The organism is Pseudomonas delhiensis (assembly GCF_900187975.1).
Classification (GTDB): Bacteria; Pseudomonadota; Gammaproteobacteria; order Pseudomonadales; family Pseudomonadaceae; genus Pseudomonas; species Pseudomonas delhiensis.
This window is the reverse complement of sequence record NZ_FZPC01000011.1, coordinates 110918-134573: the sequence shown is the minus strand read 5'-3', so window position 1 is coordinate 134573 and position 23656 is coordinate 110918. Positions and strand designations below refer to the sequence as shown.

Below are 23656 nucleotides of genomic sequence, written 5' to 3'. Positions count from 1 at the left end.
GAGCCCCGATCCGCCCAGCAGGAAGCGCCCATGACCGACAGCCTGTCCCTCAAGCAAGCCCGCCGCCTGGCCCTGGCGGCCCAGGGTTTCGCCGGCCGCCGGCCGCGCGCCGGGGTGCAGCGCCGGCACCTGCAGCAGGTGCTGGAGCGCCTGGGCGTGCTGCAGATCGATTCGGTCAATGCCCTGACCCGCTCGCACTACCTGCCGCTGTTCTCGCGCCTGGGCAGCTACCCGCAGGCGCTGCTGGACGAGGCGGCCTGGAGCGCCGGGCGCCACCGGCGGATGTTCGAGTACTGGGGGCACGAGGCTTCCCTGCTGCCGCTGGAGCTCTACCCGCTGATGCGCTGGCGCATGCGCCGCGCGGCCGTGGGGCAGGGCATCTACAAGCAGCTGGCGCGCTTCGGCGAGGAGCGCCGCGAGGTGATCGAACGGGTGCTGCAGGCGGTACGCGAGCAGGGCGCCCTGGGCGCTGGCAGCCTGACCACCCGCAGCGAGCGCGCCGGCCCCTGGTGGGACTGGAGCGACGAGAAGCACGCCCTGGAATGGCTGTTCGCCGCCGGCGAGCTGACGGTGGCCGGGCGCCGCGGCTTCGAGCGGCTCTACGACCTGCCCGAGCGGGTGCTGCCGGCCTCCTTGCTGGCGCTGCCGGAGCCGGGCGCCGAGGAGGCCCAGCGCGGCCTGCTGCTGCATGCCGCCAATGCCCTGGGCGTGGCCAGCGAGACCGACCTGCGCGACTACTTCCGCCTGGAGCCGGCCGACAGCAAGGCGCGCCTGGCCGAGCTGGTGGAAGCCGGCGCCTTGCGCCAGGTGCGCGTGCAGGGCTGGTCGCAGGCTGCCTACGTCGCCGGCGAGCCGGTCATTCCGCGCAAGGTGACGGCCAGCGCGCTGCTGTCGCCCTTCGATTCCCTGGTGTGGGAGCGCGCCCGCACCGAGCGGCTGTTCGACTTCCGCTACCGCCTGGAGATCTATACCCCGCAGCACAAGCGGGTCTACGGCTACTACGTGCTGCCCTTCCTGTTCGACGAACGCCTGGCGGCGCGCATCGACCTGCGCGCCGAGCGGGCGGCGGGGCGCCTGGCGGTCCACGCCGTGCACGAGGAACAGCGGCCGCTGGGCGAGGAGGGGATGCTGGCGCTGGCCGGGCGGTTGCGCGAGATGGCCGCCTGGCTGGGCCTGGAGGAGGTGCACGTAGGCTGCCGCAAGGCGGAGGGCGTCCGCCTGCGGGCGATGCTGGCGGCCGGGGCGGCCGCCTAGCGGCGGTCAGGCCTTGGCGGCCAGTTCCTCGAGGTGGGCGATGACTTCGTCCGGCTTGAGCACCAGCACGTCGCTTTCCAGGGCATCGAGCACCACCTCGGCGGTGTTGCCGATCAGCGCGCCGGAGAAGCCGGTGCGCGCCACGGTGCCGATCACCGTCACCGCCGCGTCCAGCTGGTGCGCGGTACGCGGGATGAGCACGTCGGCCGGGCCTTCCTCGATGTGCAGGTGCTGGTCGTCCACCCCGTACTCGGCCTGGAAGGCCTTGCAGGCCTCGCGGTAGCGGGCCTCGATGGTCTCGCTGAGCTGGAAGGTCGGGTCGGCGGCGGACAGCATCGGCGAGGGGTGGGCGCTGATCACGTGCAGCGGGCCGTGGGTCAGCCCTGCGATGTCGTAGGCGTGGCTGACGATGTTGGCGTGCAGCGCGTGGTGCTCGGCGTCGTTGTTGCCGACGTCGACCGCGGCGAGGATGTTGCGTCCGGCCCAGGGCGTGGCGCTCTTCACCAGCAGCACGGGGGCGGGGCAGTAGCGCAGCAGCTTCCAGTCGTCGGGGGTGAGCAGGGCCTTCTTCAGCGGGCTGTCGGGGTGGTGCTGCTTGACCACCAGGCCGCAGCCCTCGGCCTGCTGCTCGGCGATGATGGTGGCGTGCAGGCTGTCGTGCCAGGCCAGCCGGCAACTGCTGCTGTAGCCTTCCTCGCGCAGGCTGGCGGTCAGCTCCTCGAGCCGGGCGCCGGCGTCGCCTTGCTTGCTGCAGGCCAGCAGGTGCAGGTGGGATTGAGTGACGCTGGCGATCAGCTTGGCGCGCTTGAGCGCCAGGCCGTCGGGCTGGTCGGGGGCCACTACTACGAGAATGCTGCGGATGGCTTGCATGGTCGTCTCCCTTGGCACTTGCCGTTGCTTTGCAGCAACTGTAGACGCGATCCGGCCGCGTGCTTCTTGAGGTGCGTCAAGTGTGGCGCTGGCCGTGCGCCGCCGCATTCGTATAATGCTCCGCCTTTGGCCGCCGGCGAACCCTTTTGCGCTGCGGCGAGCGACTGGAGCCCGTCATGTTGTCCGAAATCCGCGAATTCCTTGGTTGCGCCACGCCCGACGCCTGGGTCGAGGCCGCATTGCAGGACCAGGAAGTGCTGCTGATCGACCACAAGAACAACGAGTTCAAGGCCGCCAGCACGGCCCTGGCGCTGATCGCCAAGTACAGCGCCCACGAGGAACTGGTGAACTTCATGTCGCGCCTGGCACGCGAGGAACTGCGCCACCACGAGCAGGTGCTGGCGATCCTCAGGAAGCGCGGCATCGCCCTGCGGCCGATCTCCGCCGGCCGCTATGCCTCGGGCCTGCGCGCGGTGGTGCGCAACCACGAGCCGCACAAGCTGGTCGACACCCTGATCGTCGGCGCCTTCATCGAATGCCGCAGCTGCGAGCGCTTCGCCGCGCTGGTGGACCACCTGGACGCCGACCTGGCGAAGTTCTACGGCTCGCTGCTGAAATCCGAGGCGCGGCATTTCCAGGGCTACCTGGCGCTGGCCCGGCGCTATGGCGACGAGGCCGATATCCAGCGGCGCGTGGCGGACATCCGTGAGGTGGAGGCGGGGCTCATCAGCTCGCCGGACGGGGAGTTCCGCTTCCATAGCGGTGTGCCGCAGGTGGCTTGAGGCCTTCCTGGTTGGCGAACCCGATCGCGGACGGAGTCCTCCTACAGGGAAATGCCACGCCTTCCGGCAACCTGTAGGAGCGAGCTTGCTCGCGAACGGACTCCGCAGCGGGGTTTATTCGCGAGCAAGCTCGCTCCTACGAAGAGCATTTCGGCGCGGGACGCAAGACAGTTGCTCCTGCGATCATGCCTCCCTGGAACTGTAGGAGCGGGCCCTGCCCGCGATTCGCGCGCAGGGCGCGCTCCTGCAGGGGAATGGCGTGGGTGGGGTGGTGTAGGAGCGGACTCCGTCCGCGATAGGCGGATGACGCCGATGCCCCGCGTGCTTTCAGCGCTCGATGATCTGCCGGATCTGCGACTGCGGGATCATCTGTTCCCGGCCTTCGGCGTCCTCGAAGCGGATCATGCCGCTGGCCTTGTCCAGCTTCGGCTTGTTGTCGGTGGTGATCATCTGGCCATCGGCGGTGCTGATGATGTACTCGCTGGAGCAACCGGCGAGGGCGAGCAGGCAGGCGGCGAGCAGTAGGTGTCTTTTCATGGTGGTCCCGGGCGGTTCGGCTATGGATGGTTTGAGCATAGCTGCTGGCCCGGGGCCATGAAGTTGACGGGCGTCAGTGGTCGGAGGGTTCCGCGTCGAGGCCGAAGGGCGCCTGTTCCAGGCCGTTGGCGTCGGCCTGCAGGGCCCAGCCCTGGCGGTCCCAGTCGCCGAGGACGATGCGCCGTGCGCGCTGGCCGTCGAGCTGCAGTTCGTGCACCGCCGGGCGATGGGTATGGCCGTGGATCAGGGTGCGCACGCCATGCTGGCGCATGACCTTCAGCACCTCTTCCGGCGTCACGTCGACGATCTCGCTGGCCTTCATCCGCGTTTGCGCGCGGCTTTCCTTGCGCAGCTTGCGCGCCAGTTGGCGGCGTTTCGACAGCGGCAGGTTGCGCAGGATGAATAGCGAGACCGGGTTGCGCAGCCAGCGGCGCAGCTTCATGTAGCCGGCGTCCAGGGTGCACAGGCTGTCGCCGTGCATCAGCAGCACCTTCTCGCCGTTCAGGGCGATGACGCTGGGGTCGCGCAGCAGGGTGCAGCCGGCCTCGCGGCAGAACGCCTTGCCGATGAGGAAGTCGCGGTTGCCGTGCATCAGGTAGATGCGCGTGCCGCCGTCGGCCACCTCGCGCAGGGCGCGGGCGATGGAATGCTGGAACCCGTCCATGCCGTCGTCGCCGATCCAGGCCTCGAAGAAGTCGCCCAGGATGTAGAGGGCTTCGGCCTGGCTGGCGCGGCTGCGCAGGAAATGCAAGAACGCCCGGGTGATGTCCGGGCGTTCCGCTTCCAGATGCAGGTCCGAGATGAACAGGACGCTCATCGACTCACTCGACGATCTCGGCCTTCTCGATGATCACGTCTTCGCTGGGCACGTCCTGGTGGCCGGCGCGCATGGTGGTGGCCACGCCCTTGATCTTGTCGACCACGTCCATGCCGTCCACCACCTGGCCGAACACGCAGTAGCCCCAGCCCTGCACGGTCGGCGCGCTGTGGTTGAGGAAGTCGTTGTCGGCGACGTTGATGAAGAACTGCGCGCTGGCCGAATGCGGCTCCATGGTGCGGGCCATGGCGACGGTGCCGACCTTGTTGCCGACGCCGTTGTTGGCTTCGTTCTTGATCGGGGCGCGGGTGCTCTTCTGCTTCATGCCCGGCTCGAAACCGCCGCCCTGGATCATGAAGTTGTTGATCACGCGGTGGAAGATGGTGTTGTCGTAATGACCGCTCTTCACGTACTCCTTGAAGTTGGCCACGGTCTCCGGGGCCTTGTCTTCGAAGAGTTCCAGGGTGATGACGCCATGGTTGGTGTGCAGCTTGATCATGAGGGGATTCCACTCTGTCGGGAAAATCGAAGGCCTGTCAGGGGGTTGACAGCTTCGGCTATGATAAGCGCTTTGGTTTGGCCGGCCTACCCTGGCCGAACGTCAGTCACGATCAAGGACACCATGAGCAAGCCCACCGCCGATTCGAAAGAAGCCACTGTCGCCGCCAACTTCCTGCGCCCCATCGTCCAGGCAGACCTGGACAGCGGCAAGCACCAGAAGATCGTCACCCGCTTCCCGCCGGAGCCCAACGGCTACCTGCACATCGGCCACGCGAAGTCGATCTGCCTGAACTTCGGCCTGGCCCGTGACTTCGGCGGCGACTGCCACCTGCGCTTCGACGACACCAACCCGGCGAAGGAAGACCAGGAATACATCGACGCCATCGAGGCCGACGTGAAGTGGCTGGGCTTCCAGTGGGCCGGCCCGGTGCGCTTCGCCTCCGACTACTTCGACCAGTTGCACGCCTGGGCGGTGGACCTGATCAAGGCCGGCAAGGCCTTCGTCTGCGACCTGAATGCCGAAGAGATGCGCCAGTACCGCGGCAGCCTGACCGAGCCGGGCCGCAACAGCCCCTACCGCGAGCGCTCGGTGGAGGAGAACCTCGACCTGTTCGCGCGCATGAAGGCCGGCGAGTTCCCCGACGGCGCCAAGTCGCTGCGGGCGAAGATCGACATGGCCTCGCCGAACATCAACCTGCGCGACCCGATCCTCTACCGCATCCGTCACGCCCATCACCACCAGACCGGCGACAAGTGGTGCATCTACCCCAGCTACGACTTCACCCACGGCCAGTCGGACGCCATCGAGGGCATCACCCACTCCATCTGCACCCTGGAGTTCGAGGACCATCGCCCGCTGTACGAGTGGTTCCTGGCCAACCTGCCGGTGCCGGCGCAGCCGCGCCAGTACGAGTTCGCCCGGCTGAACCTGAACTACACCATCACCAGCAAGCGCAAGCTCAAGCAACTGGTCGACGAAGGCCACGTGGACGGCTGGGACGACCCGCGCATGTCGACCCTCTCGGGCTACCGCCGCCGCGGCTACACCCCGGCCTCGATCCGCAACTTCTGCGACATGATCGGCGTGAACCGCGCCGGCGGCGTGGTGGACATCGGCATGCTGGAGTTCGCCATCCGCGAGGACCTGGACGCCAGCGCCGCGCGCGCCATGTGCGTGCTCAAGCCGCTGAAGGTGGTGATCACCAACTACCCCGAGGGCAAGGTCGAGAACCTCGAGCTGGCGCGCCACCCGAAGCAGGACATGGGCGTGCGCGTGCTGCCGTTCGGCCGCGAGATCTACATCGACGCCGGTGACTTCGAGGAAGTCCCGCCGGCCGGCTACAAGCGCCTGGTCCCCGGTGGCGAGGTGCGCCTGCGCGGCAGCTACGTGATCCGCGCCGACGAAGCCGTCAAGGACGCCGCCGGCAACATCGTCGAACTGCGCTGCAGCTACGACGAGAACACCCTGGGCAAGAACCCGGAAGGCCGCAAGGTCAAGGGCGTGATCCACTGGGTGCCGGCCGCCGGGAGCGTCGAATGCGAAGTGCGCCTGTACGACCGCCTGTTCAAGTCGGCCAACCCGGAGAGATCCGAAGAGGGCGGCAGCTTCCTCGACAACATCAACCCGGATTCGCTGGTGGTGCTCAAGGGCTGCCGCGCCGAGCCGTCGCTGGCCAACGCCAGCGCCGAGGAGCGCTTCCAGTTCGAGCGCGAAGGCTACTTCTGCGCCGACAGCAAGGATTCCAAGGCCGGCGCCCTGGTCTTCAACCGCACCGTGACCCTGCGCGATTCCTGGGGGCAGTAAATGGCGCTTTCCGTCTACAACACCCTGAGCAAGGTCAAGGAACCCTTCCAGCCGCTGGTGGGCAACCAGGTGCGCATGTACGTGTGCGGCATGACCGTGTACGACTTCTGCCACATCGGCCACGCCCGCGTCATGGTCGCCTTCGACGTCATCGCCCGCTGGCTGCGCCAGCGCGGCTATGAGCTGACCTACGTGCGCAACATCACCGACATCGACGACAAGATCATCCGTCGCGCCCAGGAGAACGGCGAGCCCTTCGATGCCCTGACCGAGCGCATGATCGCCGCCATGCACGAGGACGAGGCGCGCCTGTCGGTGCTGCGCCCGGACCTCGAGCCGCGCGCCACCGGCCACATCGCCGGCATGCACGCGATGATCCAGACGCTGATCGACAAGGGCTTCGCCTACGCCCCGGGCAACGGCGACGTCTACTACCGCGTCGGCAAGTTCGTCGGCTACGGCAAGCTGTCGCGCAAGAAGATCGAGGACCTGCGCATCGGTGCGCGCATCGAGGTCGACGAATCCAAGGAAGACCCGCTGGACTTCGTCCTGTGGAAGGCCGCCAAGCCGGGCGAGCCGAGCTGGGCGTCGCCCTGGGGCGCCGGGCGTCCGGGCTGGCACATCGAGTGCTCGGTGATGTCCACCTGCTGCCTGGGCGAGACCTTCGACATCCACGGCGGCGGCCCGGACCTGGTGTTCCCGCACCACGAGAACGAGATCGCCCAGAGCGAGGCGGCTACCGGCAAGCCCTACGCGGCGACCTGGATGCACGCCGGCGCGGTGCGCGTGGATGGCGAGAAGATGTCCAAGTCCCTGGGCAACTTCTTCACCATCCGCGAGGTGCTGGAGAAGTACCACCCCGAGGTGGTGCGCTTCCTGCTGGTATCCAGCCACTACCGCAGCCCGATCAACTATTCCGAGGACAACCTCAAGGAAGCCAAGGGCGCGCTGGAACGCTTCTACACCGCGCTGCGCGGCCTGCCCGAGGCCGAGGCGGCCGGCGGCGAAGCCTTCGCCGAGCGTTTCGCCGCGGCCATGGACGACGACTTCAACACCCCCGAGGCCGTCGCCGTGCTGTTCGAGATGGCCCGCGAGGTCAACCGCCTGCGCGAGGCCGACCTGCAGGCCGCGGCGGCACTGGCGGCGAAGCTGCGCGAGCTGGCCGGCCTGCTCGGCGTGCTGCAGCTGGAGCCGGACGCCTTCCTCCAGGCCGGCGCCGCCGGCAAGGTCGACGCCGCCCAGGTGGAGGCGCTGATCCAGGCCCGCCTGGAAGCCCGCGCGGCGAAGAACTGGGCCGAGTCCGACCGCATCCGCGACGAGCTGACCGCCATGGGCGTGGTCCTGGAAGACGGCAAGGGCGGCACCACCTGGCGCCTGGCCGAGTGAGCCGCCGTTGAAATGAAGGAAGGCCGCTGATGCGGCCTTTTTTCTGTCGATGGTATCGCTTCGCTCCGCCCCCGCTACATCGTGCCCATTGTAGGAGCGCGCCCTGCGCGCGAATCGCGGGCAGGTTGCCGGCAGGGTAGGGCGAATAACCGTTCGCGGTTATCCGCCGATGCCGCTGGCGCGAGGGTTGGCGGCGGATAACGCCTTAGGCGTTATGCGCCCTACGGGTTGCCCATGTACCGTGCCATTGCATGGGCGCGCCCTGCGTGCGATTCGCAGTGCGTAGGGCGCATAACCGTTCGCGGTTATCCGCCGTTGGTTTCCATGAAAAAAGGCCGCTGATGCGGCCTTTTCTGCGTCGGCGCAGGGCGGGTTACTTGTGCAGCTCTTCCGCGGCGTACAGGGTGTTCTCCAGCAGGCAGGCGCGGGTCATGGGGCCTACGCCGCCCGGCACCGGGGTGATCCAGCCGGCGCGCTCGGCCGCCACCTCGTATTCCACGTCGCCCACCAGCCGGCCGTCGGCCTGGCGGTTGATGCCGACGTCGATGACGATGGCGCCTTCCTTGATCCACTCGCCCTTGACCAGGCCCGGCTTGCCGGCGGCCACCACCACCAGGTCGGCGCGGCGCACGTGCTCGGCCAGGTCGCGGGTGAAGCGGTGGGTGACGGTCACGGTGCAACCGGCCAGCAGCAGCTCCAGGGCCATGGGGCGGCCGACGATGTTGGAGGCGCCGACGATCACCGCGTCCATGCCGTACAGGTCGGCGCCGGTGCTCTGCAGCAGGGTCATGATGCCCTTCGGGGTGCAGGGGCGCAGCAGCGGGATGCGCTGGGCCAGGCGGCCGACGTTGAACGGGTGGAAACCGTCCACGTCCTTGTCCGGGTTGATGCGCTCCAACAGCTGCGAGGCGTCCAGGTGGGCGGGCAGGGGCAGCTGCACCAGGATGCCGTCGATCGCCGGGTCGGCGTTCAGGCGGTCGATCAGGGCCAGCAGTTCTTCCTGGGTGGTGCTTTCCGGCAGGTCGTAGGCCTGGGACAGGAAGCCCACTTCCTCGCAATCCTTGCGCTTGTGCGCGACGTAGACTTGGGATGCCGGGTCGCTGCCGACCAGGATCACCGCCAGGCCGGGGATGCGCAGCCCTTGCTGGCGGCGCTCGGCGACGCGTTGGGCTATCTGCTGGCGGAGGCTGGCGGCGATCGCTTTGCCGTCGATCAGTTTTGCGGTCATGTCGGAGGAGCAACCATAGAGACGGGGAAAAAAGGACGCGCATTTTCGCACGCCGCCCACATAAGGCAAAGGCGGGCGTCCGCTGATTTGCCGTAACTCCTTTATCTCTTTGAAATTTTTTTGAAAAAACCGTTGACGGGGGTAGGGCTCGTCGCTAACATGCGCCCCGCTTGCCGAGCACAGCCTGAAGCAAGAACAGCAGGCGGTGCAAACCGGTTCAGTGGTTTCCACTGATCTGCTTAGCAAGGGTTGCAGCCACTAAAGCGCCCGTAGCTCAGCTGGATAGAGCATCCGCCTTCTAAGCGGATGGTCGCAGGTTCGAGTCCTGCCGGGTGCGCCATTATGGCGTGCGGTAAAGCGTGTAATATGGTGGGCGTAGCTCAGTTGGTAGAGCACAGGATTGTGGCTCCTGGTGTCGTGGGTTCGATTCCCATCGTCCACCCCATATTCCGAAGCGCCAGGCCCAGAGCCTGGCGTTTTCGTTTCTGCGGTTCCCTGCGGACGTGGTGAAATTGGTAGACACGCCGGATTTAGGTTCCGGTGGCGCAAGCTGTGAGAGTTCGAGTCTCTCCGTCCGCACCATTCTTTCCAGAAGCTCTCGCAGCCCGAGTATTTCCGCCGCTTTCAGCCTGGGTGACTTCTGCATTTCTTGTGACTAGAATGCTTGCCCTTGATTCTGGGAGCCGGAAGGACCGGCTTACGTCTGTGCCACGAGGAATATCCATGCAAGTTTCCGTTGAAAGCACCTCCGCTCTTGAGCGCCGCATGACCGTTGGCGTGCCGGCCGAGCGCATCGAGACCGAAGTCAACAAGCGTCTGCAGCAGACCGCTCGTCGCGCCAAGGTTCCCGGCTTCCGTCCCGGCAAGGTGCCGATGAGCGTGATCCGCCAGCGCTACGAAGCCGCCGCTCGTCAGGAAGCCCTCGGTGACCTGATCCAGGAAACCTTCTACGAAGCCGTGGTCGAGCAGAAGCTGAACCCGGCCGGCGCCCCGTCGGTGGAGCCGAAGGTGTTCGAGAAGGAGAAGGGCCTGGAATACGTGGCTACCTTCGAAGTCTTCCCGGAATTCCAGGTCGCCGGCTTCGACGGCATCGAGGTCGAGCGCCTGCAGGCCGACGTGGCCGACGCCGACGTCGACAACATGCTGGAAATCCTGCGCAAGCAGAACACCCGCTTCGAGGCCGTCGAGCGCGCCGCGCAGAACGACGACCAGTTGAACATCGACTTCGTCGGCAAGATCGACGGCGAAGCCTTCGCCGGCGGTTCGGCCAAGGGCACCCTGCTGGTGCTGGGCTCCGGCCGCATGATCCCGGGCTTCGAAGAAGGCCTGGTCGGCGCCAAGGCCGGTGAGGAGCGCGTGCTCACCCTGAACTTCCCCGAGGACTACCAGAACCTCGACCTGGCCGGCAAGGCCGCCGAGTTCAGCGTCACCGTGAACAGCGTCAGCGAGCCCAAGCTGCCGGAACTGACCGAAGAGTTCTTCGCCCTGTTCGGCATCAAGGAAAGCACCCTGGAAGGCTTCCGCGCCGAAGTCCGCAAGAACATGGAGCGCGAACTGCGCCAGGCCATCAAGTCCAAGGTGAAGAACCAGGTGATGGAAGGTCTGGTGACCGCCAACCCGATCGAAGTGCCCAAGGCCCTGATCGGCAACGAAGTGAACCGTCTGCGCGTGCAGGCCGTCCAGCAGTTCGGCGGCAACATCAAGCCCGAGCAACTGCCGGCCGAGCTGTTCGAAGAGCAGGCCAAGCGCCGCGTGGTCCTGGGCCTGATCGTCGCCGAACTGGTCAAGCAGCACGAGCTGAAGGCCGACGAAGCCCGCGTTCGCGAAATGATCGAAGAGATGGCTTCGGCCTACCAGGAGCCCGAGCAAGTGGTCGCCTGGTACTACAAGAACGACCAGCAGCTGAACGAAGTGCGCTCGGTTGTACTGGAAGAACAAGTTGTAGATACTGTCCTGCAGAAGGCCAAAGTGACCGATAAGCAGGTATCCTACGAAGACGCGGTCAAGCCTGCTGAAGCTCCTGTAGCGGCCTGATCCAACCCTTCGTTCGATCGTCATAAGCCAGCCCTCGGGCTGGCTTATGTCTTTGAGACATATCTATTTCATTAGGGAGTGATCGTCGGACATGCCGAATACCTTCATGCCGCAAGTTCCGAACATCCAGGCCGCCGGTGGCCTGGTGCCGATGGTGGTGGAGCAGTCCGCCCGCGGTGAGCGTTCCTACGACATCTATTCGCGCCTGCTGAAGGAGCGGATCATCTTCCTGGTCGGCCAGGTCGAGGACTACATGGCCAACCTGGTGGTGGCCCAGCTGCTGTTCCTCGAGGCCGAGAACCCGGACAAGGACATCCACCTGTACATCAACTCGCCGGGCGGTTCGGTGACTGCCGGCATGTCCATCTACGACACCATGCAGTTCATCAAGCCGGACGTGTCGACCATCTGCGTCGGCCAGGCCTGCAGCATGGGCGCGCTGCTCCTCGCGGGCGGCGCCGCCGGCAAGCGCTACTGCCTGCCGCACTCGCGGATGATGATCCACCAGCCGCTGGGCGGCTTCCAGGGCCAGGCCTCGGACATCGAGATCCACGCCAAGGAAATCCTCTTCATCAAGGAGCGCCTGAACCAGGTGCTGGCGCACCACACCGGCCAGCCGCTGGACGTGATCGCCCGCGACACCGACCGCGACCGCTTCATGAGCGGCGAGGAAGCGGTGCAGTATGGTCTGATCGATCAGGTTTACACTCAGCGCCCCTCGGCCGCCTGAGTCTTTCCGCTCGAACACGGCCGGGCGACCGGCCGTTTCGCGGGCTTGAAAATGCCCGCATTTGCCTTCATCTTGTGTTTCAAGCCTATCCGACTGGAACGATCTAATGACTGACACCCGCAACGGCGAGGACAACGGCAAGCTGCTGTATTGCTCCTTCTGCGGCAAGAGCCAGCACGAAGTGCGCAAGTTGATTGCCGGCCCCTCGGTCTTTATCTGCGACGAGTGCGTCGACCTGTGCAACGACATCATCCGCGAGGAGGTGCAGGAAGCACAGGCGGAGAGTAGCGCGCACAAGCTTCCGGCGCCGAAAGAGATCCGTTCCATCCTCGATCAGTACGTGATCGGCCAGGAACGTGCGAAGAAAACCCTGGCGGTAGCGGTCTACAACCACTACAAGCGCCTGAATCAGCGCGACCGCAAGGACGACGTCGAGCTGGGCAAGAGCAACATCCTGCTGATCGGGCCGACCGGCTCGGGCAAGACCCTGCTCGCCGAGACCCTCGCGCGCCTGCTGAACGTGCCTTTCACCATCGCCGACGCCACCACCCTGACCGAAGCCGGTTACGTGGGCGAGGACGTCGAGAACATCATCCAGAAGCTGCTGCAGAAGTGCGACTACGACGTAGAGAAGGCCCAGATGGGCATCGTCTACATCGACGAGATCGACAAGATCTCGCGCAAGTCGGACAACCCGTCCATCACCCGTGACGTGTCCGGCGAAGGCGTGCAGCAGGCCCTGCTGAAGCTGATCGAAGGCACCGTCGCCTCGGTTCCGCCCCAGGGTGGCCGCAAGCACCCGCAGCAGGAGTTCCTGCAGGTCGATACCCGCAACATCCTGTTCATCTGCGGTGGCGCGTTCGCCGGCCTGGAGAAGGTCATCCAGAACCGCTCCACCAAGGGAGGCATCGGCTTCAGCGCCGAAGTGCGCAGCCAGGAGATGGGCAAGAAGGTCGGCGAGGCGCTGCGCGAGGTGGAACCGGAAGACCTGGTCAAGTTCGGCCTGATCCCGGAATTCGTCGGCCGCCTGCCGATCATCGCCACCCTCGACGAACTCGACGAGGCGGCGCTGATGCAGATCCTCACCGAGCCGAAGAACGCCCTCACCAAGCAGTACGCCCGCTTGTTCGAGATGGAAGGCGTGGACCTGGAGTTCCGCCCGGACGCCCTCAAGGCCGTGGCTCGCAGGGCCCTGGAGCGCAAGACCGGCGCCCGTGGCCTGCGCTCGATCCTCGAAGGCATCCTGCTCGACACCATGTACGAAATCCCCTCGCAGACCGAGGTCAGCAAGGTGGTCATCGACGAGAGCGTCATCGACGGCTCGTCCCAGCCCCTGCTGATCTACGAGAACAGCGAGCAGCCTGCCAAGGCTGCGCCTGAGGCATAAAAGAAAAGGGGCCTTCGGGCCCCCTTTCTCCTTCCCGTCTACCGCGCTTGTTTTTTCCCTGGCCTAACCCCATCTTAGGCCCAAGGGTCTAACCCCATCTTTTTTGGCCAAGTGCCGCTGTAGAGCCGAACATCATGAAAACACTCGTCGAGTTGCCCCTGCTTCCCCTGCGTGACGTAGTGGTCTATCCGCACATGGTCATTCCCCTGTTCGTGGGGCGCGAGAAATCCATCGAGGCCCTGGAGGCCGCGATGACCAGCGACAAGCAGATCCTCCTGCTGGCGCAGAAGAACCCCGCCGACGACGACCCGGGCGAGGACGGCCTGTACCGCATGGGCACCGTGGCCACCGTGCTGCAGCTGCTGAAGCTGCCCGACGGCACCGTGAAGGTCCTGGTGGAGGGCGAGCAGCGTGGCCATGTCGAGCGTTTCATCGACGAGGACGCCCATTGCCGCGCCGAAGTGTCGATCATCGACGAGGCGCCGGTCGGCGAGCGCGAGTCCGAGGTCTTCATCCGCAGCCTGCTGAGCCAGTTCGAGCAGTACGTGCAGCTGGGCAAGAAGGTCCCGGCCGAAGTGCTGTCGTCGCTGAACAGCATCGACGAGCCGGGCCGCCTGGTCGACACCATGGCCGCGCACATGGCCCTGAAGATCGAGCAGAAGCAGGAAATCCTCGAGATCACCGAGCTGGCCGCCCGCGTCGAGCACGTGCTGGCCATGCTGGATGCCGAGATCGACCTGCTGCAGGTCGAGAAGCGCATCCGCGGCCGCGTGAAGAAGCAGATGGAGCGCAGCCAGCGCGAGTACTACCTGAACGAGCAGATGAAGGCCATCCAGAAGGAACTGGGCGACATCGACGAGGGCCACAACGAGGTCGAGGAGCTGAAGAAGCGCATCGACGCCGCCGGCCTGACCAAGGAGGCGCTGGCCAAGGCCAACGCCGAGCTGAACAAGCTCAAGCAGATGTCGCCGATGTCCGCCGAGGCCACCGTGGTGCGCTCGTACATCGACTGGCTGGTGAACGTGCCGTGGAAGGCCGAGAGCAAGGTGCGCCACGACCTGGCCAAGGCCGAGGACATCCTCGACACCGACCACTACGGCCTGGAGGAGGTCAAGGAGCGCATCCTCGAGTACCTCGCCGTGCAGAAGCGCGTGAAGAAGGTCAAGGGCCCGGTGCTCTGCCTGGTCGGCCCGCCCGGCGTGGGCAAGACCTCTCTGGCCGAGTCCATCGCCCGCGCCACCAACCGCAAGTTCGTGCGCATGGCCCTGGGCGGCGTGCGTGACGAGGCCGAGATCCGCGGCCACCGCCGCACCTACATCGGCTCCATGCCCGGCCGCCTGATCCAGAAGATGACCAAGGTGGGCGTGCGCAACCCGCTGTTCCTGCTCGACGAGATCGACAAGATGGGCAGCGACATGCGCGGCGACCCGGCCTCGGCCCTGCTGGAGGTGCTGGACCCGGAGCAGAACCACAACTTCAACGACCACTACCTGGAAGTGGACTACGACCTCTCGGACGTGATGTTCCTCTGCACGGCCAACTCCATGAACATCCCGGCCCCGCTGCTGGACCGCATGGAAGTCATCCGCCTGCCGGGCTACACCGAGGACGAGAAGGTCAACATCGCCTCGAAATATCTTGTACCGAAGCAGACTGCGGCCAATGGTCTCAAGAAGGGCGAGCTGACCTTCGACGAGGCGGCCATCCGCGACATCATCCGCTACTACACCCGCGAGGCGGGCGTGCGCAGCCTGGAGCGGCAGATCGCCAAGGTCTGCCGCAAGGCGGTGAAGGAGGGGGCCAAGGCCCGGCGCATCGAGGCCAAGGTGACCACCGAGACCCTCGAGAACTACCTGGGCGTGCGCAAGTTCCGCTACGGCCTGGCCGAGCAGCAGGACCAGATCGGCCAGGTCACCGGGCTGGCCTGGACCCAGGTGGGCGGCGAACTGCTCACCATCGAGTCGGCGATCGTCCCCGGCAAGGGCGCGCTGACCAAGACCGGTTCGCTGGGCGACGTGATGGCGGAGTCCATTACCGCTGCGCTGACCGTCGTGCGTAGTCGTGCGAAAAGTCTGGGAATTCCGGCGGACTTCCACGAAAAACACGATATCCACATCCACGTCCCGGAAGGCGCCACGCCCAAGGACGGCCCCAGCGCCGGCATCGGCATGTGCACCGCGCTGGTCTCGGCGATCACCCAGATCCCGGTGCGCGCGGACGTCGCCATGACCGGCGAGATCACCCTGCGCGGCCAGGTGCTGGCCATCGGCGGGCTCAAGGAAAAACTTCTGGCGGCCCACCGCGGGGGAATCAAAACCGTGATCATCCCGGAAGAAAATGTCCGTGATCTCAAGGAAATTCCGGATAACATTAAGGCAGATCTCGTTATTAAACCGGTTAAATGGATTGACGAGGTCCTGCAAATTGCGCTGCAATACACGCCGGAGCCCTTGCCCGATGCGGCTCCCGAGATGGTTGCAAAGGATGAAAAACGCGAGTCTGATTCCAAGGAGCGAATCAGCACGCATTAGCCGGGGGGCTTTCTTGACACTGTTTTTGGGCCCTTGTTATAAAGCGGCACTTGCTTTGTCAGTTGGCAAACCAGCACCTGCTTTTGCTTACACCTAACACATAGAAACATACTCAACAGAAATAAGGGGACTTAGAGTGAACAAGTCGGAACTGATCGATGCAATTGCCGCATCTGCTGATATCCCGAAAGCTGTTGCCGGTCGCGCTCTGGACGCGGTAATCGAGTCCGTCACTGGCGCCCTGAAGGCGGGTGACTCCGTCGTACTGGTTGGCTTCGGCACCTTCGCTGTCAAAGAGCGTGCTGCCCGCACCGGTCGCAACCCGCAAACCGGCAAGCCGATCAAGATCGCTGCCGCTAAGATCCCGGGCTTCAAAGCCGGTAAAGCCCTGAAGGATGCTGTCAACTAAGCGTCTTTCCGGTCTTGACCTGTCCGCTCCGACCTAGCGTCGGATCGGCCGCGGAGCGGCGCTCGGGATGGGTTACCATCCCGCATCGCCGGGGGTCGCGGGCCAAGGCTCGCTAGCTCCGCCCGTTACGAGAAGGCGCATCCTCGGATGCGCCTTTCTCATATCCGCATATTAAATACCCACGCCTCGCCGCCACTGACGGCAGGTGCGTGGCCGCTTTTGGGGGCCGCATGCTGCAAAACATCAGGGACAATTCCCAGGGCTGGATCGCCAAGACCATCATCGGTGTCATCGTCGTGCTGATGGCGCTGACCGGTTTCGATGCCATCATCCGGGCTACCCATCACGAGAATGTCGCTGCCAAGGTCAATGGCGATGACATCAGCATCCCCGAGCTGCAGCAGGCTCAGGAAATGCAGCGCCGCCAGCTGCAGCAGCGCCTGGGCAAGGACTTCGACGCCTCGACCCTGGACGACAAGCTGCTCAAGGACGCCGCACTCAAGGGCCTGATCGAGCGCAAGCTGCTGCTCCAGGCTGCGCAGAACGACAAGTTCGCCTTCACCCAGCAGCAGGTCGACCAACTGATCCTGCAGACTCCCGAATTCCTGGTCGACGGCAAGTTCAACGCCGACAAGTTCGACCAGGCGCTGCGCCAGAACGGCTACACCCGCATGCAGTTCCGCCAGATGCTCGAGCAGGAAATGCTCATCGGCCAGTTGCGCGCCGGCATCGCCGGTTCCGGCTTCGTCACCGACAACGAGCTGCAGGCCTTCGCCCGCCTGGAGAAGCAGACCCGCGACTTCGCCACCCTGACCTTCAAGGCCGATCCGTCCAAGGCCAAGGTCGAGGAGGCCGACATCAAGGCCTACTACGACGCCCACAAGGCCGAGTTCATGAGCCCGGACCAGGTGGTGATCGACTACATCGAGCTGAAGAAGTCGTCCTTCTTCAACCAGGTCGTCGCCAAGGACGAGGACCTGCAGGCCCAGTACCAGAAGGAAATCGCCGGCCTCTCCGAGCAGCGCGACGCCGCGCACATCCTCGTCGAGGTCAACGCCAAGCAGACCGATGCCCAGGCCAAGGCCAAGGTCGAGGAGATCAAGGCGCGCCTGGCCAAGGGCGAGGACTTCGCCAAGCTGGCCAAGGAGGAATCCAACGACGTCGGCTCCGCCAACAACGGCGGTGACCTGGGCTATGCCGGCCGTGGCGTCTACGACCCGGCCTTCGAAGACGCGCTCTACGGCCTGAAGGCCAAGGGCGACGTGTCCGAGCCGGTGCGCACCCAGTACGGCTGGCACCTGATCAAGCTGCTCGGCGTGCAGGCGCCGGAAGTCCCGAGCTTCGCCAGCCTGAAGCCGAAGCTGGAGCAGGACCTGAAGAGCCAACTGGTGGAGCAGCGCTTCGTCGACGCCACCAAGCAGCTGGAAAGCTCCGCCTACGAGGCCTCCGACCTGGCCCAGCCGGCCCAGGAGCTGGGCCTGAAGGTCGAGACCAGCAAGCCCTTCGGCCGCGAAGGCGGCGAGGGTGTCGCCGCCAACCGCCAGGTCATCCAGGCTGCGTTCAGCACCGAGGTGCTGGAAGATGGCGCCAACAGCGGCGCCATCGAGCTGGACCCGGAGACCGTGGTGGTACTGCGCGTCAAGGAGCACCGCAAGCCGCAGCAGCAGACCCTGGAGGAAGTCACCGCTTCCATCCGCGAAGTGCTGCAGCGCAAGCATGCCGCCGACGCCGCCAAGGCCCAGGGCGAAGCCCTGCTGGCGGGCCTGCGCGATGGCAAGACGCCGCTGGCCCAGGCCCAGAACGGCCAGACCTGGAAAGTGGTGGAAGCCGCTTCCCGTGGCCAGGAGGGCGTCGACCCGCTGCTGCTCCAGGAAGTGTTCCGCATGGCGCGTCCGGCCCAGGCCGGGCAACCGACCTTCGCCGGTGTGACCCTGGGCAATGGCGACTACGTGCTGGTGCGCCTGAACGGCGTCAGCGAGCCGGCCGCCACCCTGAGCGACCAGGAGAAGGCCATGTACCGCCAGTTCCTCGCCTCGCGCAGCGGCCAGGAAGACTTCGCCGCCTTCCGTCGCCAGTTGAACGACCAGGCCAAGGTGGAGAAGTACTGATCCACCTGGTGTGAAAAAAGGCGGAGCAGGGTGACCTGCTCCGCCTTTTTCGTATCCGCCGCATACCTACGCCATCCCCATGTAGGAGCGCGCCCTGCGCGCGAATCGCGGGCAGGGCCCGCTCCTACAGGGTGTCTTGAAGCCCGACATTCCCACCCGTAAGTCGATCAGCGGATAACGCCGCAGGCGTTATGCGCCCTACGGGGCCGCTACGTAGGATGGATTGACGAAGCGATACCCATCACCACGGCACAATCCATCTTTCCCGCCGTGGCGAGCCTCAACCGAAACGGTAGATATCCATCCCGAGCGCCCCCAGGGTGAAGCCGGCGTGCTCGACGCGCATGGCGGGGCCGCCGGCGCCGCGGGCGAAGTACAGCGGCAGCAGGTGTTCTTCGCTGGGGTGGTTGCGCGCCGCCGACGGGGCCTGCTGGCGATAGTCGAAAAGCGCGGCCTCGTCGTCGCTCGCGAGCTTCTCGACGATCCAGTCGCGGAAGGCCTGGGCCCAGGGCTCGACCACGTCGGGGCCGGCGTGCCAGTCCAGTTCGCCCAGGTTGTGGGTGATGCTGCCCGAGCCGATCAGCAGGAAGCCCTCTTCGCGCAGCTGGCGCAGGGCCTTGCCGATCTGGTCCTGCAGGCGCGGGCCGAGGCGGCTGGGCAGCGACAGCTGCAGCACCGGGATGTCCGCGGCCGGGTACATCAGGCTCAGCGGGACCCAGGCGCCGTGGTCCAGCGGCCGCTCGGCGTCGAGGCTGGCCGGGATCTGCCGGCTGGCCAGCAGTTCGACGACCCGCTGGGCCCGCTCGGGCGCGCCGGGCGCGGGGTACTGGACCTCGTAGAGGGCGCGGGGGAAACCGTAGAAGTCATGCCAGGTCTCCGGTCGCGGGCTGGCGGTGACCCGCAGGTCCGGCGTTTCCCAGTGCGCCGATACCACCAGGATCGCCTTCGGCCGGGGCAGCTCGTCGGCCAGGCGCTTGAGCGGCGCCGCGCTGGCGCCGGGCTCCAGCGCCAGCATGGGGGAGCCGTGGGATATGAACAGGGTAGGGAGCATGGAGCACCTCCAAAGTGATGGCGTTATGTTCCCGCTGCGATAGATCGAAATCCAGCATGGGTTTTCGACCATAACCATCCGTTAATTCGATACTGCCAGGCTGTGCCCGAGGCGACGATCGGGTTGAACCTGGATGGCCAGTGGCCGCTCCAAGCCACTGTCCACCCTCGGCGAAGACGGTTGCCGAGGTGGTTTTGCAGGCTGCGTCGCAAAGCCATCTATCCTCTGAAAAGAGCTACAGCAAGTTGCGGCCTGCTTCTCTTTGGTTGAGGGGTGGGGGCGGGGATACTGCGCGCCCCCGCGATGCAGTCGTCGTTTCCAGCGTTCGAGGTCCCACCCATGCAAACCTTCAGGCAAGAGCTGATCCTTCGGGAAGGCGACCGTCTCGTGCTCGCCGACGGCACCGAACTCATCGTTCGTCGCATCCGCGCAGGGCAGGTGAGCCTGGGGGTGGTCGAGCAGCATGAGCGGGCCCCGCGCCACGGCAGGCTGCACTGGCCGCTGTGGCCGGCATTGCCGCGCGGTCGCTAGCGGCAGACGCCCCGCTGGGCGATCATGGGCACCCGGCGGAGCCGCTCCGTCGATTCCGTGCAGGCAATCCGGCCTGCACCGCAGCAGGAATGGAGCCCATGCACGAAGACTTCTGGCAGGCGCGCTGGTCGCGCAACGAAATCGGTTTCCACCTCGCCGAGGTCAACCCCTACCTCGTTCGCCACTGGCCGACGCTGGCCCTGCCACGGGGCGCGCGGGTGCTGGTGCCGCTGTGCGGCAAGTCGCGCGACCTGGTCTGGCTGGCGGAGCAGGGCTACCGGGTGCTGGGGGTGGAGCTGGCCGAGCGCGCGGTGACGGACTTCTTCGCCGAGCAGGGCTGGCAGCCCGAGGTGGAGCAGCGGGGTGCGCTGCGCAGTTATCGGCATGGCAACGTCGAGATTCTCCAGGGCGATTTCTTCGACCTGGCGGCCGAACACCTGGCCGATTGCCAGGCGCTCTACGACCGGGCCGCGCTCATCGCCCTGCCGCCGGACATGCGCGAGGACTACGCGCGGCACCTGGCCGCCATCCTGCCGCGGCCGCTGGAGGGCCTGCTGGTCACCCTGGAATACCCCCAGGAGCAGATGTCCGGGCCGCCGTTCGCGGTGCTGGCGGATGAAGTGGGGGAGCGCTTCGCGCAGTGGCAGGTCGTGGAACTGGAGCGCCTGGACGTGCTGGGCGAGAACTGGAAGTTCCTCGACCGCGGAGTGAAACGCCTGGAAGAAGTGGTGTTCCGGTTGCACCGGGACTGAAAAGCAGAAGGGCGGCCCTGGGGCCGCCCTTCTGCTTTATCGACGCGGTCAGCGCGCGTTGCGCAGCGCCTCGATGCGTTCTTCCAGCGGCGGGTGGCTCATGAACAGGCCGGCGAGGCCATGCTTGAGCCCGCCGTTGATGCCGAAGGCGGTCAGGCTGTCGGGCATGTGCACCGGCACGCCCTGTTCGGCGCGCAGGCGCTGCAGCGCGGCGATCATCGCGTTGCTGCCGGCCAGGTGGGCGCCGGCGGCGTCGGCGCGGAACTCGCGGCGGCGCGAGAACCACATGACGATGATGCTGGCGAGGATACCCAGCACCAGCTCCGCGACTATGGTCGCGATGTAGTAGGCCGGGCCGCGGCCTTCCTCGGTCTTGAACACCGCCTTGTCGACGAAGTTGCCGAAGATGCGCGCGAAGAACATGACGAAGGTGTTCACCACGCCCTGCACCAGGGCCAGGGTGACCATGTCGCCGTTGGCCACGTGGCCGATCTCGTGGGCGAGCACCGCGCGCACTTCATCCGGCGAGAAGCGCTCGAGCAGGCCCTGGCTGACGGCCACCAGGGCGTCGTTGCGGTTCCAGCCGGTGGCGAAGGCGTTGGCCTCGTAGGCCGGGAAGATCCCCACCTCGGGCATCTTGATGCCGGCTTCGCGAGAGAGCTGCTCGACGGTCTGCAGCAGCCACTGCTCGTGGCGGGTGCGCGGCTGGCTGATGATTTCCGTGCCGGTGGTGGTCTTGGCCATCCACTTGGACAGGAACAGCGAGATGATCGAGCCGGCGAAGCCGAAGACGGCACAGTAGACCAGCAGCGCTTGCAGGTTGAGGTCGATGCCGTTGGCGGCCATGACCCCGTTGAAGCCGAGCAGGCTCAGGGTGATGCTGGCGACGAGCACGACCGCCAGGTTGGTGGCCAGGAACAGCAGGATGCGCATCATGGGTAAGACTTCTCCTCGCGACTTGGGCGCACGGCGCGCAGGGGCACGCCGATGCCCCGGGCGTGCGCGCTCCGGGGCCGGGCTGGATTATGCGGGGTATATGCGGTCGGCCCCTAGGCGATTCAACGTGGGGACTATTTCAAACTATGTCTCTTTTTCCACGCCACCGCATTCGAATAGTAGCCGGGCCAGGCGCGAGATGCGCTCGCCATGCCCGTCGGCCAGCGCGTCACGCAATTGCTGCGCGAGGGTGGCCTGCTGGCGGCGCACGCTGGCGGGCAGCTGCGGATCGTCGGCGCTGCCGCGGGGCAGGGCGCGGCTCAGGCGCAGGAAGCCCTTTTCGCTGAGCACGGCCTGGTCCAGGGCCTCGTGGCGGATGCAGCCGTCGTAGCGCAGGTAGCCTTCCTCGGCCAGCCACAGCAGCGCGCCCAGGCAGGCCTGGTGGCGCTTGCTGGGCAGGCCGAACTCGTCGTGCTCCTCGCGGCCGATGAGGTCTTCCACGTACAGGGCGACCTTGCGCGGGAAGGCCTGGTAGAGCAGGAGCATCCCGGCGGCGGCGTCCTTGTAGAAGTCGTCGATCTGCAGGTCCATGGTTACTGGCGGTAGCTCCCGAGGAAGCTGCCGATGCGCCCGATGGCCTGTTCCAGGTCGTCGACGCGGGGCAGGGTGACCACGCGGAAATGGTCCGGCCACGGCCAGTTGAAGGCGGTGCCCTGGACGATCAGCAGCTTCTCGGACAGCAGCAGGTCGAGGACGAACTTCTCGTCGTTGTGGATCGGGCAGACCTTGGGGTCGATGCGCGGGAAGGCGTAGAGCGCCCCCATGGGCTTGACGCAGCTGACCCCGGGGATGTCGTTGAGCAGCTCCCAGGCGCGGTTGCGCTGTTCCAGCAGGCGGCCGCCGGGCAGCACCAGGTCGTTGATGCTCTGGTAGCCGCCCAGGGCGGTCTGGATGGCGTGCTGGCTGGGCACGTTGGCGCACAGGCGCATGTTGGCCAGGATGTCCAGGCCCTCGATGTAGCTCTGGGCCTTGTGCTTGGGCCCGGAGATGGCGATCCAGCCGGAGCGGAAGCCGGCCACCCGGTAGGCCTTGGACAGGCCGTTGAAGGTCAGGCAGAGCACGTCCGGCGCCAGGGAGGCAGTGGAGATGTGCACGGCGTCGTCGTAGAGGATCTTGTCGTAGATCTCGTCGGAGAAGATCACCAGGTTGTGCTGGCGCGCCAGTTCGACTATGTCCAGCAGCACTTCCCTGGAATAGACCGCGCCGGTGGGGTTGTTCGGGTTGATCAGCACCAGGGCCTTGGTGTTGCTGGTGATCTTGGCCCGCATGTCGGCGATGTCGGGGAACCAGCCGGCCTGCTCGTCGCACAGGTAGTGCACCGGCTTGCCGCCGGCCAGCGACACCGAGGCGGTCCACAGCGGGTAGTCGGGCGCCGGGATCAGCACCTCGTCGCCGTTGTTGAGCAGCGCCTGCAGGGCCATGACGATCAGCTCGGAGACGCCGTTGCCCAGGTAGATGTCCTCGATGCCGACGCCTTCCACCTGTTTCTGCTGGTAGTACTGCATCACTGCCTTGCGCGCGCTGAACAGGCCCTTGGAATCGCTGTAGCCCTGGGCGGTGGGCAGGTTGCGGATGACGTCCTGGAGGATTTCGTCGGGGGCCTCGAAACCGAACGGCGCCGGGTTGCCGATGTTCAGCTTGAGGATGCGATGGCCTTCCTCTTCCAGGCGTTTGGCGTGCTTGAGCACCGGCCCGCGGATGTCGTAGCAGACGTTGGCGAGCTTGTTCGATTTGCTGACCTGCATGATGTGGCGTTCCCGAAATGAAGGTTCCCGCGGCCGGGCCCGGCTTGGCAGGCTGTAACGCGGGTGACAGACTGGCGTCAATACGAGGTGCGGAATCTCGCGCGTCCTGACGGTTAAACTGAAAAAACGCCTGGTTGACGGAGAAACGAACGAAAAAAAGCCCATAAAAAGGCTTTTTTATCGTCGATGATCCCTTGAGCGGC

At 65.8% G+C, this 23656-nt stretch carries 21 protein-coding genes and 3 tRNA genes; 15 read left to right on the top strand and 9 right to left on the bottom strand.

The annotated features are described in order from the left end of the window. Nucleotides 1-30: 30 nt before the first annotated feature. Entirely contained in the window at nucleotides 31-1254 is a 1224-nt protein-coding gene (locus tag CHC02_RS12010; protein ID WP_089391692.1) for a winged helix-turn-helix domain-containing protein, read from the top strand. 6 nt (nucleotides 1255-1260) lie between these two features. Here the strand turns inward: CHC02_RS12010 and CHC02_RS12005 are convergent, their stop codons facing one another. Next, nucleotides 1261-2124, bottom strand: a complete 864-nt coding sequence (locus CHC02_RS12005) for a universal stress protein (protein ID WP_089391691.1) — start codon at nucleotides 2122-2124, stop codon at nucleotides 1261-1263. Nucleotides 2125-2300: 176 nt separating this feature from the next. On the opposite strand from CHC02_RS12005, the gene CHC02_RS12000 reads away from it, so the two are divergent. Next, complete coding sequence (locus tag CHC02_RS12000; RefSeq protein ID WP_089391690.1) at nucleotides 2301-2906, top strand: MiaE family protein; 606 nt, start codon at nucleotides 2301-2303, stop codon at nucleotides 2904-2906. 327 nt (nucleotides 2907-3233) lie between these two features. Here the strand turns inward: CHC02_RS12000 and CHC02_RS11995 are convergent, their stop codons facing one another. The 3 genes from CHC02_RS11995 to CHC02_RS11985 all read right to left on the bottom strand — a co-directional run bounded on the left by CHC02_RS11995 (nucleotide 3234) and on the right by CHC02_RS11985 (nucleotide 4759). Continuing rightward, entirely contained in the window at nucleotides 3234-3443 is a 210-nt protein-coding gene (locus tag CHC02_RS11995; protein WP_089391689.1) for a YgdI/YgdR family lipoprotein, read from the bottom strand. 73 nt (nucleotides 3444-3516) lie between these two features. Further along, on the bottom strand, nucleotides 3517-4260 hold the full coding sequence (lpxH, locus tag CHC02_RS11990) for a UDP-2,3-diacylglucosamine diphosphatase (RefSeq protein ID WP_089391688.1): 744 nt from the start codon (nucleotides 4258-4260) through the stop codon (nucleotides 3517-3519). Nucleotides 4261-4264: 4 nt separating this feature from the next. Continuing rightward, a complete protein-coding gene (locus CHC02_RS11985; RefSeq protein WP_089391687.1) occupies nucleotides 4265-4759 on the bottom strand; it encodes a peptidylprolyl isomerase in 495 nt (164 codons plus the stop codon). Nucleotides 4760-4882: 123 nt separating this feature from the next. Between CHC02_RS11985 and CHC02_RS11980 the strand changes: the two genes are divergently transcribed. Further along, nucleotides 4883-6565 (top strand): glutamine--tRNA ligase/YqeY domain fusion protein, encoded by a 1683-nt coding sequence (locus tag CHC02_RS11980; protein WP_089391686.1) that lies wholly within the window; start codon nucleotides 4883-4885, stop codon nucleotides 6563-6565. Beyond that, nucleotides 6566-7951, top strand: a complete 1386-nt coding sequence (cysS, locus tag CHC02_RS11975) for a cysteine--tRNA ligase (RefSeq protein ID WP_089391685.1) — start codon at nucleotides 6566-6568, stop codon at nucleotides 7949-7951. It begins immediately after the preceding gene. Nucleotides 7952-8324: 373 nt separating this feature from the next. Here the strand turns inward: cysS and folD are convergent, their stop codons facing one another. After that, complete coding sequence (gene folD, locus CHC02_RS11970; protein ID WP_089391684.1) at nucleotides 8325-9179, bottom strand: bifunctional methylenetetrahydrofolate dehydrogenase/methenyltetrahydrofolate cyclohydrolase FolD; 855 nt, start codon at nucleotides 9177-9179, stop codon at nucleotides 8325-8327. Between the two features lie 263 nt (nucleotides 9180-9442). Between folD and CHC02_RS11965 the strand changes: the two genes are divergently transcribed. The 9 genes from CHC02_RS11965 (at nucleotide 9443) to CHC02_RS11925 (ending at nucleotide 18378) form a co-directional block, all read left to right on the top strand. Next, nucleotides 9443-9519 (top strand) — tRNA-Arg (locus CHC02_RS11965). Between the two features lie 29 nt (nucleotides 9520-9548). Next, a tRNA-His gene (locus CHC02_RS11960) sits at nucleotides 9549-9624 on the top strand. Nucleotides 9625-9676: 52 nt separating this feature from the next. Next, nucleotides 9677-9761, top strand: a tRNA-Leu gene (locus tag CHC02_RS11955). A gap of 141 nt (nucleotides 9762-9902) precedes the next feature. Beyond that, nucleotides 9903-11213: a trigger factor gene (gene tig, locus CHC02_RS11950; RefSeq protein ID WP_089391683.1), complete on the top strand. Its 1311-nt coding sequence runs from the start codon at nucleotides 9903-9905 to the stop codon at nucleotides 11211-11213. Between the two features lie 91 nt (nucleotides 11214-11304). Further along, nucleotides 11305-11943, top strand: coding sequence for an ATP-dependent Clp endopeptidase proteolytic subunit ClpP (clpP, locus tag CHC02_RS11945; RefSeq protein WP_009623460.1), 639 nt, complete (start codon nucleotides 11305-11307; stop codon nucleotides 11941-11943). A 106-nt stretch (nucleotides 11944-12049) separates the two neighbouring features. Continuing rightward, nucleotides 12050-13330, top strand: a complete 1281-nt coding sequence (gene clpX, locus CHC02_RS11940) for an ATP-dependent Clp protease ATP-binding subunit ClpX (RefSeq protein ID WP_009623458.1) — start codon at nucleotides 12050-12052, stop codon at nucleotides 13328-13330. Between the two features lie 134 nt (nucleotides 13331-13464). Continuing rightward, complete coding sequence (gene lon, locus CHC02_RS11935) at nucleotides 13465-15861, top strand: endopeptidase La (protein WP_089391682.1); 2397 nt, start codon at nucleotides 13465-13467, stop codon at nucleotides 15859-15861. Between the two features lie 136 nt (nucleotides 15862-15997). Further along, complete coding sequence (hupB, locus tag CHC02_RS11930) at nucleotides 15998-16270, top strand: nucleoid-associated protein HU-beta (protein WP_003087931.1); 273 nt, start codon at nucleotides 15998-16000, stop codon at nucleotides 16268-16270. Nucleotides 16271-16500: 230 nt separating this feature from the next. Continuing rightward, the gene (locus CHC02_RS11925; protein WP_089391681.1) at nucleotides 16501-18378 is read left to right on the top strand and encodes a SurA N-terminal domain-containing protein; all 1878 of its coding nucleotides are present in this window, start codon (nucleotides 16501-16503) and stop codon (nucleotides 18376-18378) included. Between the two features lie 280 nt (nucleotides 18379-18658). On the opposite strand, the gene CHC02_RS11920 is transcribed toward CHC02_RS11925, so the two are convergent. Beyond that, entirely contained in the window at nucleotides 18659-19429 is a 771-nt protein-coding gene (locus tag CHC02_RS11920; protein ID WP_089391680.1) for a DODA-type extradiol aromatic ring-opening family dioxygenase, read from the bottom strand. 339 nt (nucleotides 19430-19768) lie between these two features. On the opposite strand from CHC02_RS11920, the gene CHC02_RS11915 reads away from it, so the two are divergent. Next, nucleotides 19769-19960, top strand: coding sequence for a hypothetical protein (locus CHC02_RS11915; protein WP_139210209.1), 192 nt, complete (start codon nucleotides 19769-19771; stop codon nucleotides 19958-19960). A 98-nt stretch (nucleotides 19961-20058) separates the two neighbouring features. After that, on the top strand, nucleotides 20059-20712 hold the full coding sequence (locus CHC02_RS11910; RefSeq protein WP_089391678.1) for a thiopurine S-methyltransferase: 654 nt from the start codon (nucleotides 20059-20061) through the stop codon (nucleotides 20710-20712). A 48-nt stretch (nucleotides 20713-20760) separates the two neighbouring features. Here the strand turns inward: CHC02_RS11910 and htpX are convergent, their stop codons facing one another. The 3 genes from htpX to CHC02_RS11895 all read right to left on the bottom strand — a co-directional run bounded on the left by htpX (nucleotide 20761) and on the right by CHC02_RS11895 (nucleotide 23453). Further along, nucleotides 20761-21648: a protease HtpX gene (htpX, locus tag CHC02_RS11905; protein WP_089391677.1), complete on the bottom strand. Its 888-nt coding sequence runs from the start codon at nucleotides 21646-21648 to the stop codon at nucleotides 20761-20763. Nucleotides 21649-21792: 144 nt separating this feature from the next. Further along, entirely contained in the window at nucleotides 21793-22239 is a 447-nt protein-coding gene (locus CHC02_RS11900; protein ID WP_089391676.1) for a hypothetical protein, read from the bottom strand. Nucleotides 22240-22241: 2 nt separating this feature from the next. After that, nucleotides 22242-23453, bottom strand: coding sequence for a pyridoxal phosphate-dependent aminotransferase (locus CHC02_RS11895; protein WP_089391675.1), 1212 nt, complete (start codon nucleotides 23451-23453; stop codon nucleotides 22242-22244). Nucleotides 23454-23656: the final 203 nt, after the last annotated feature.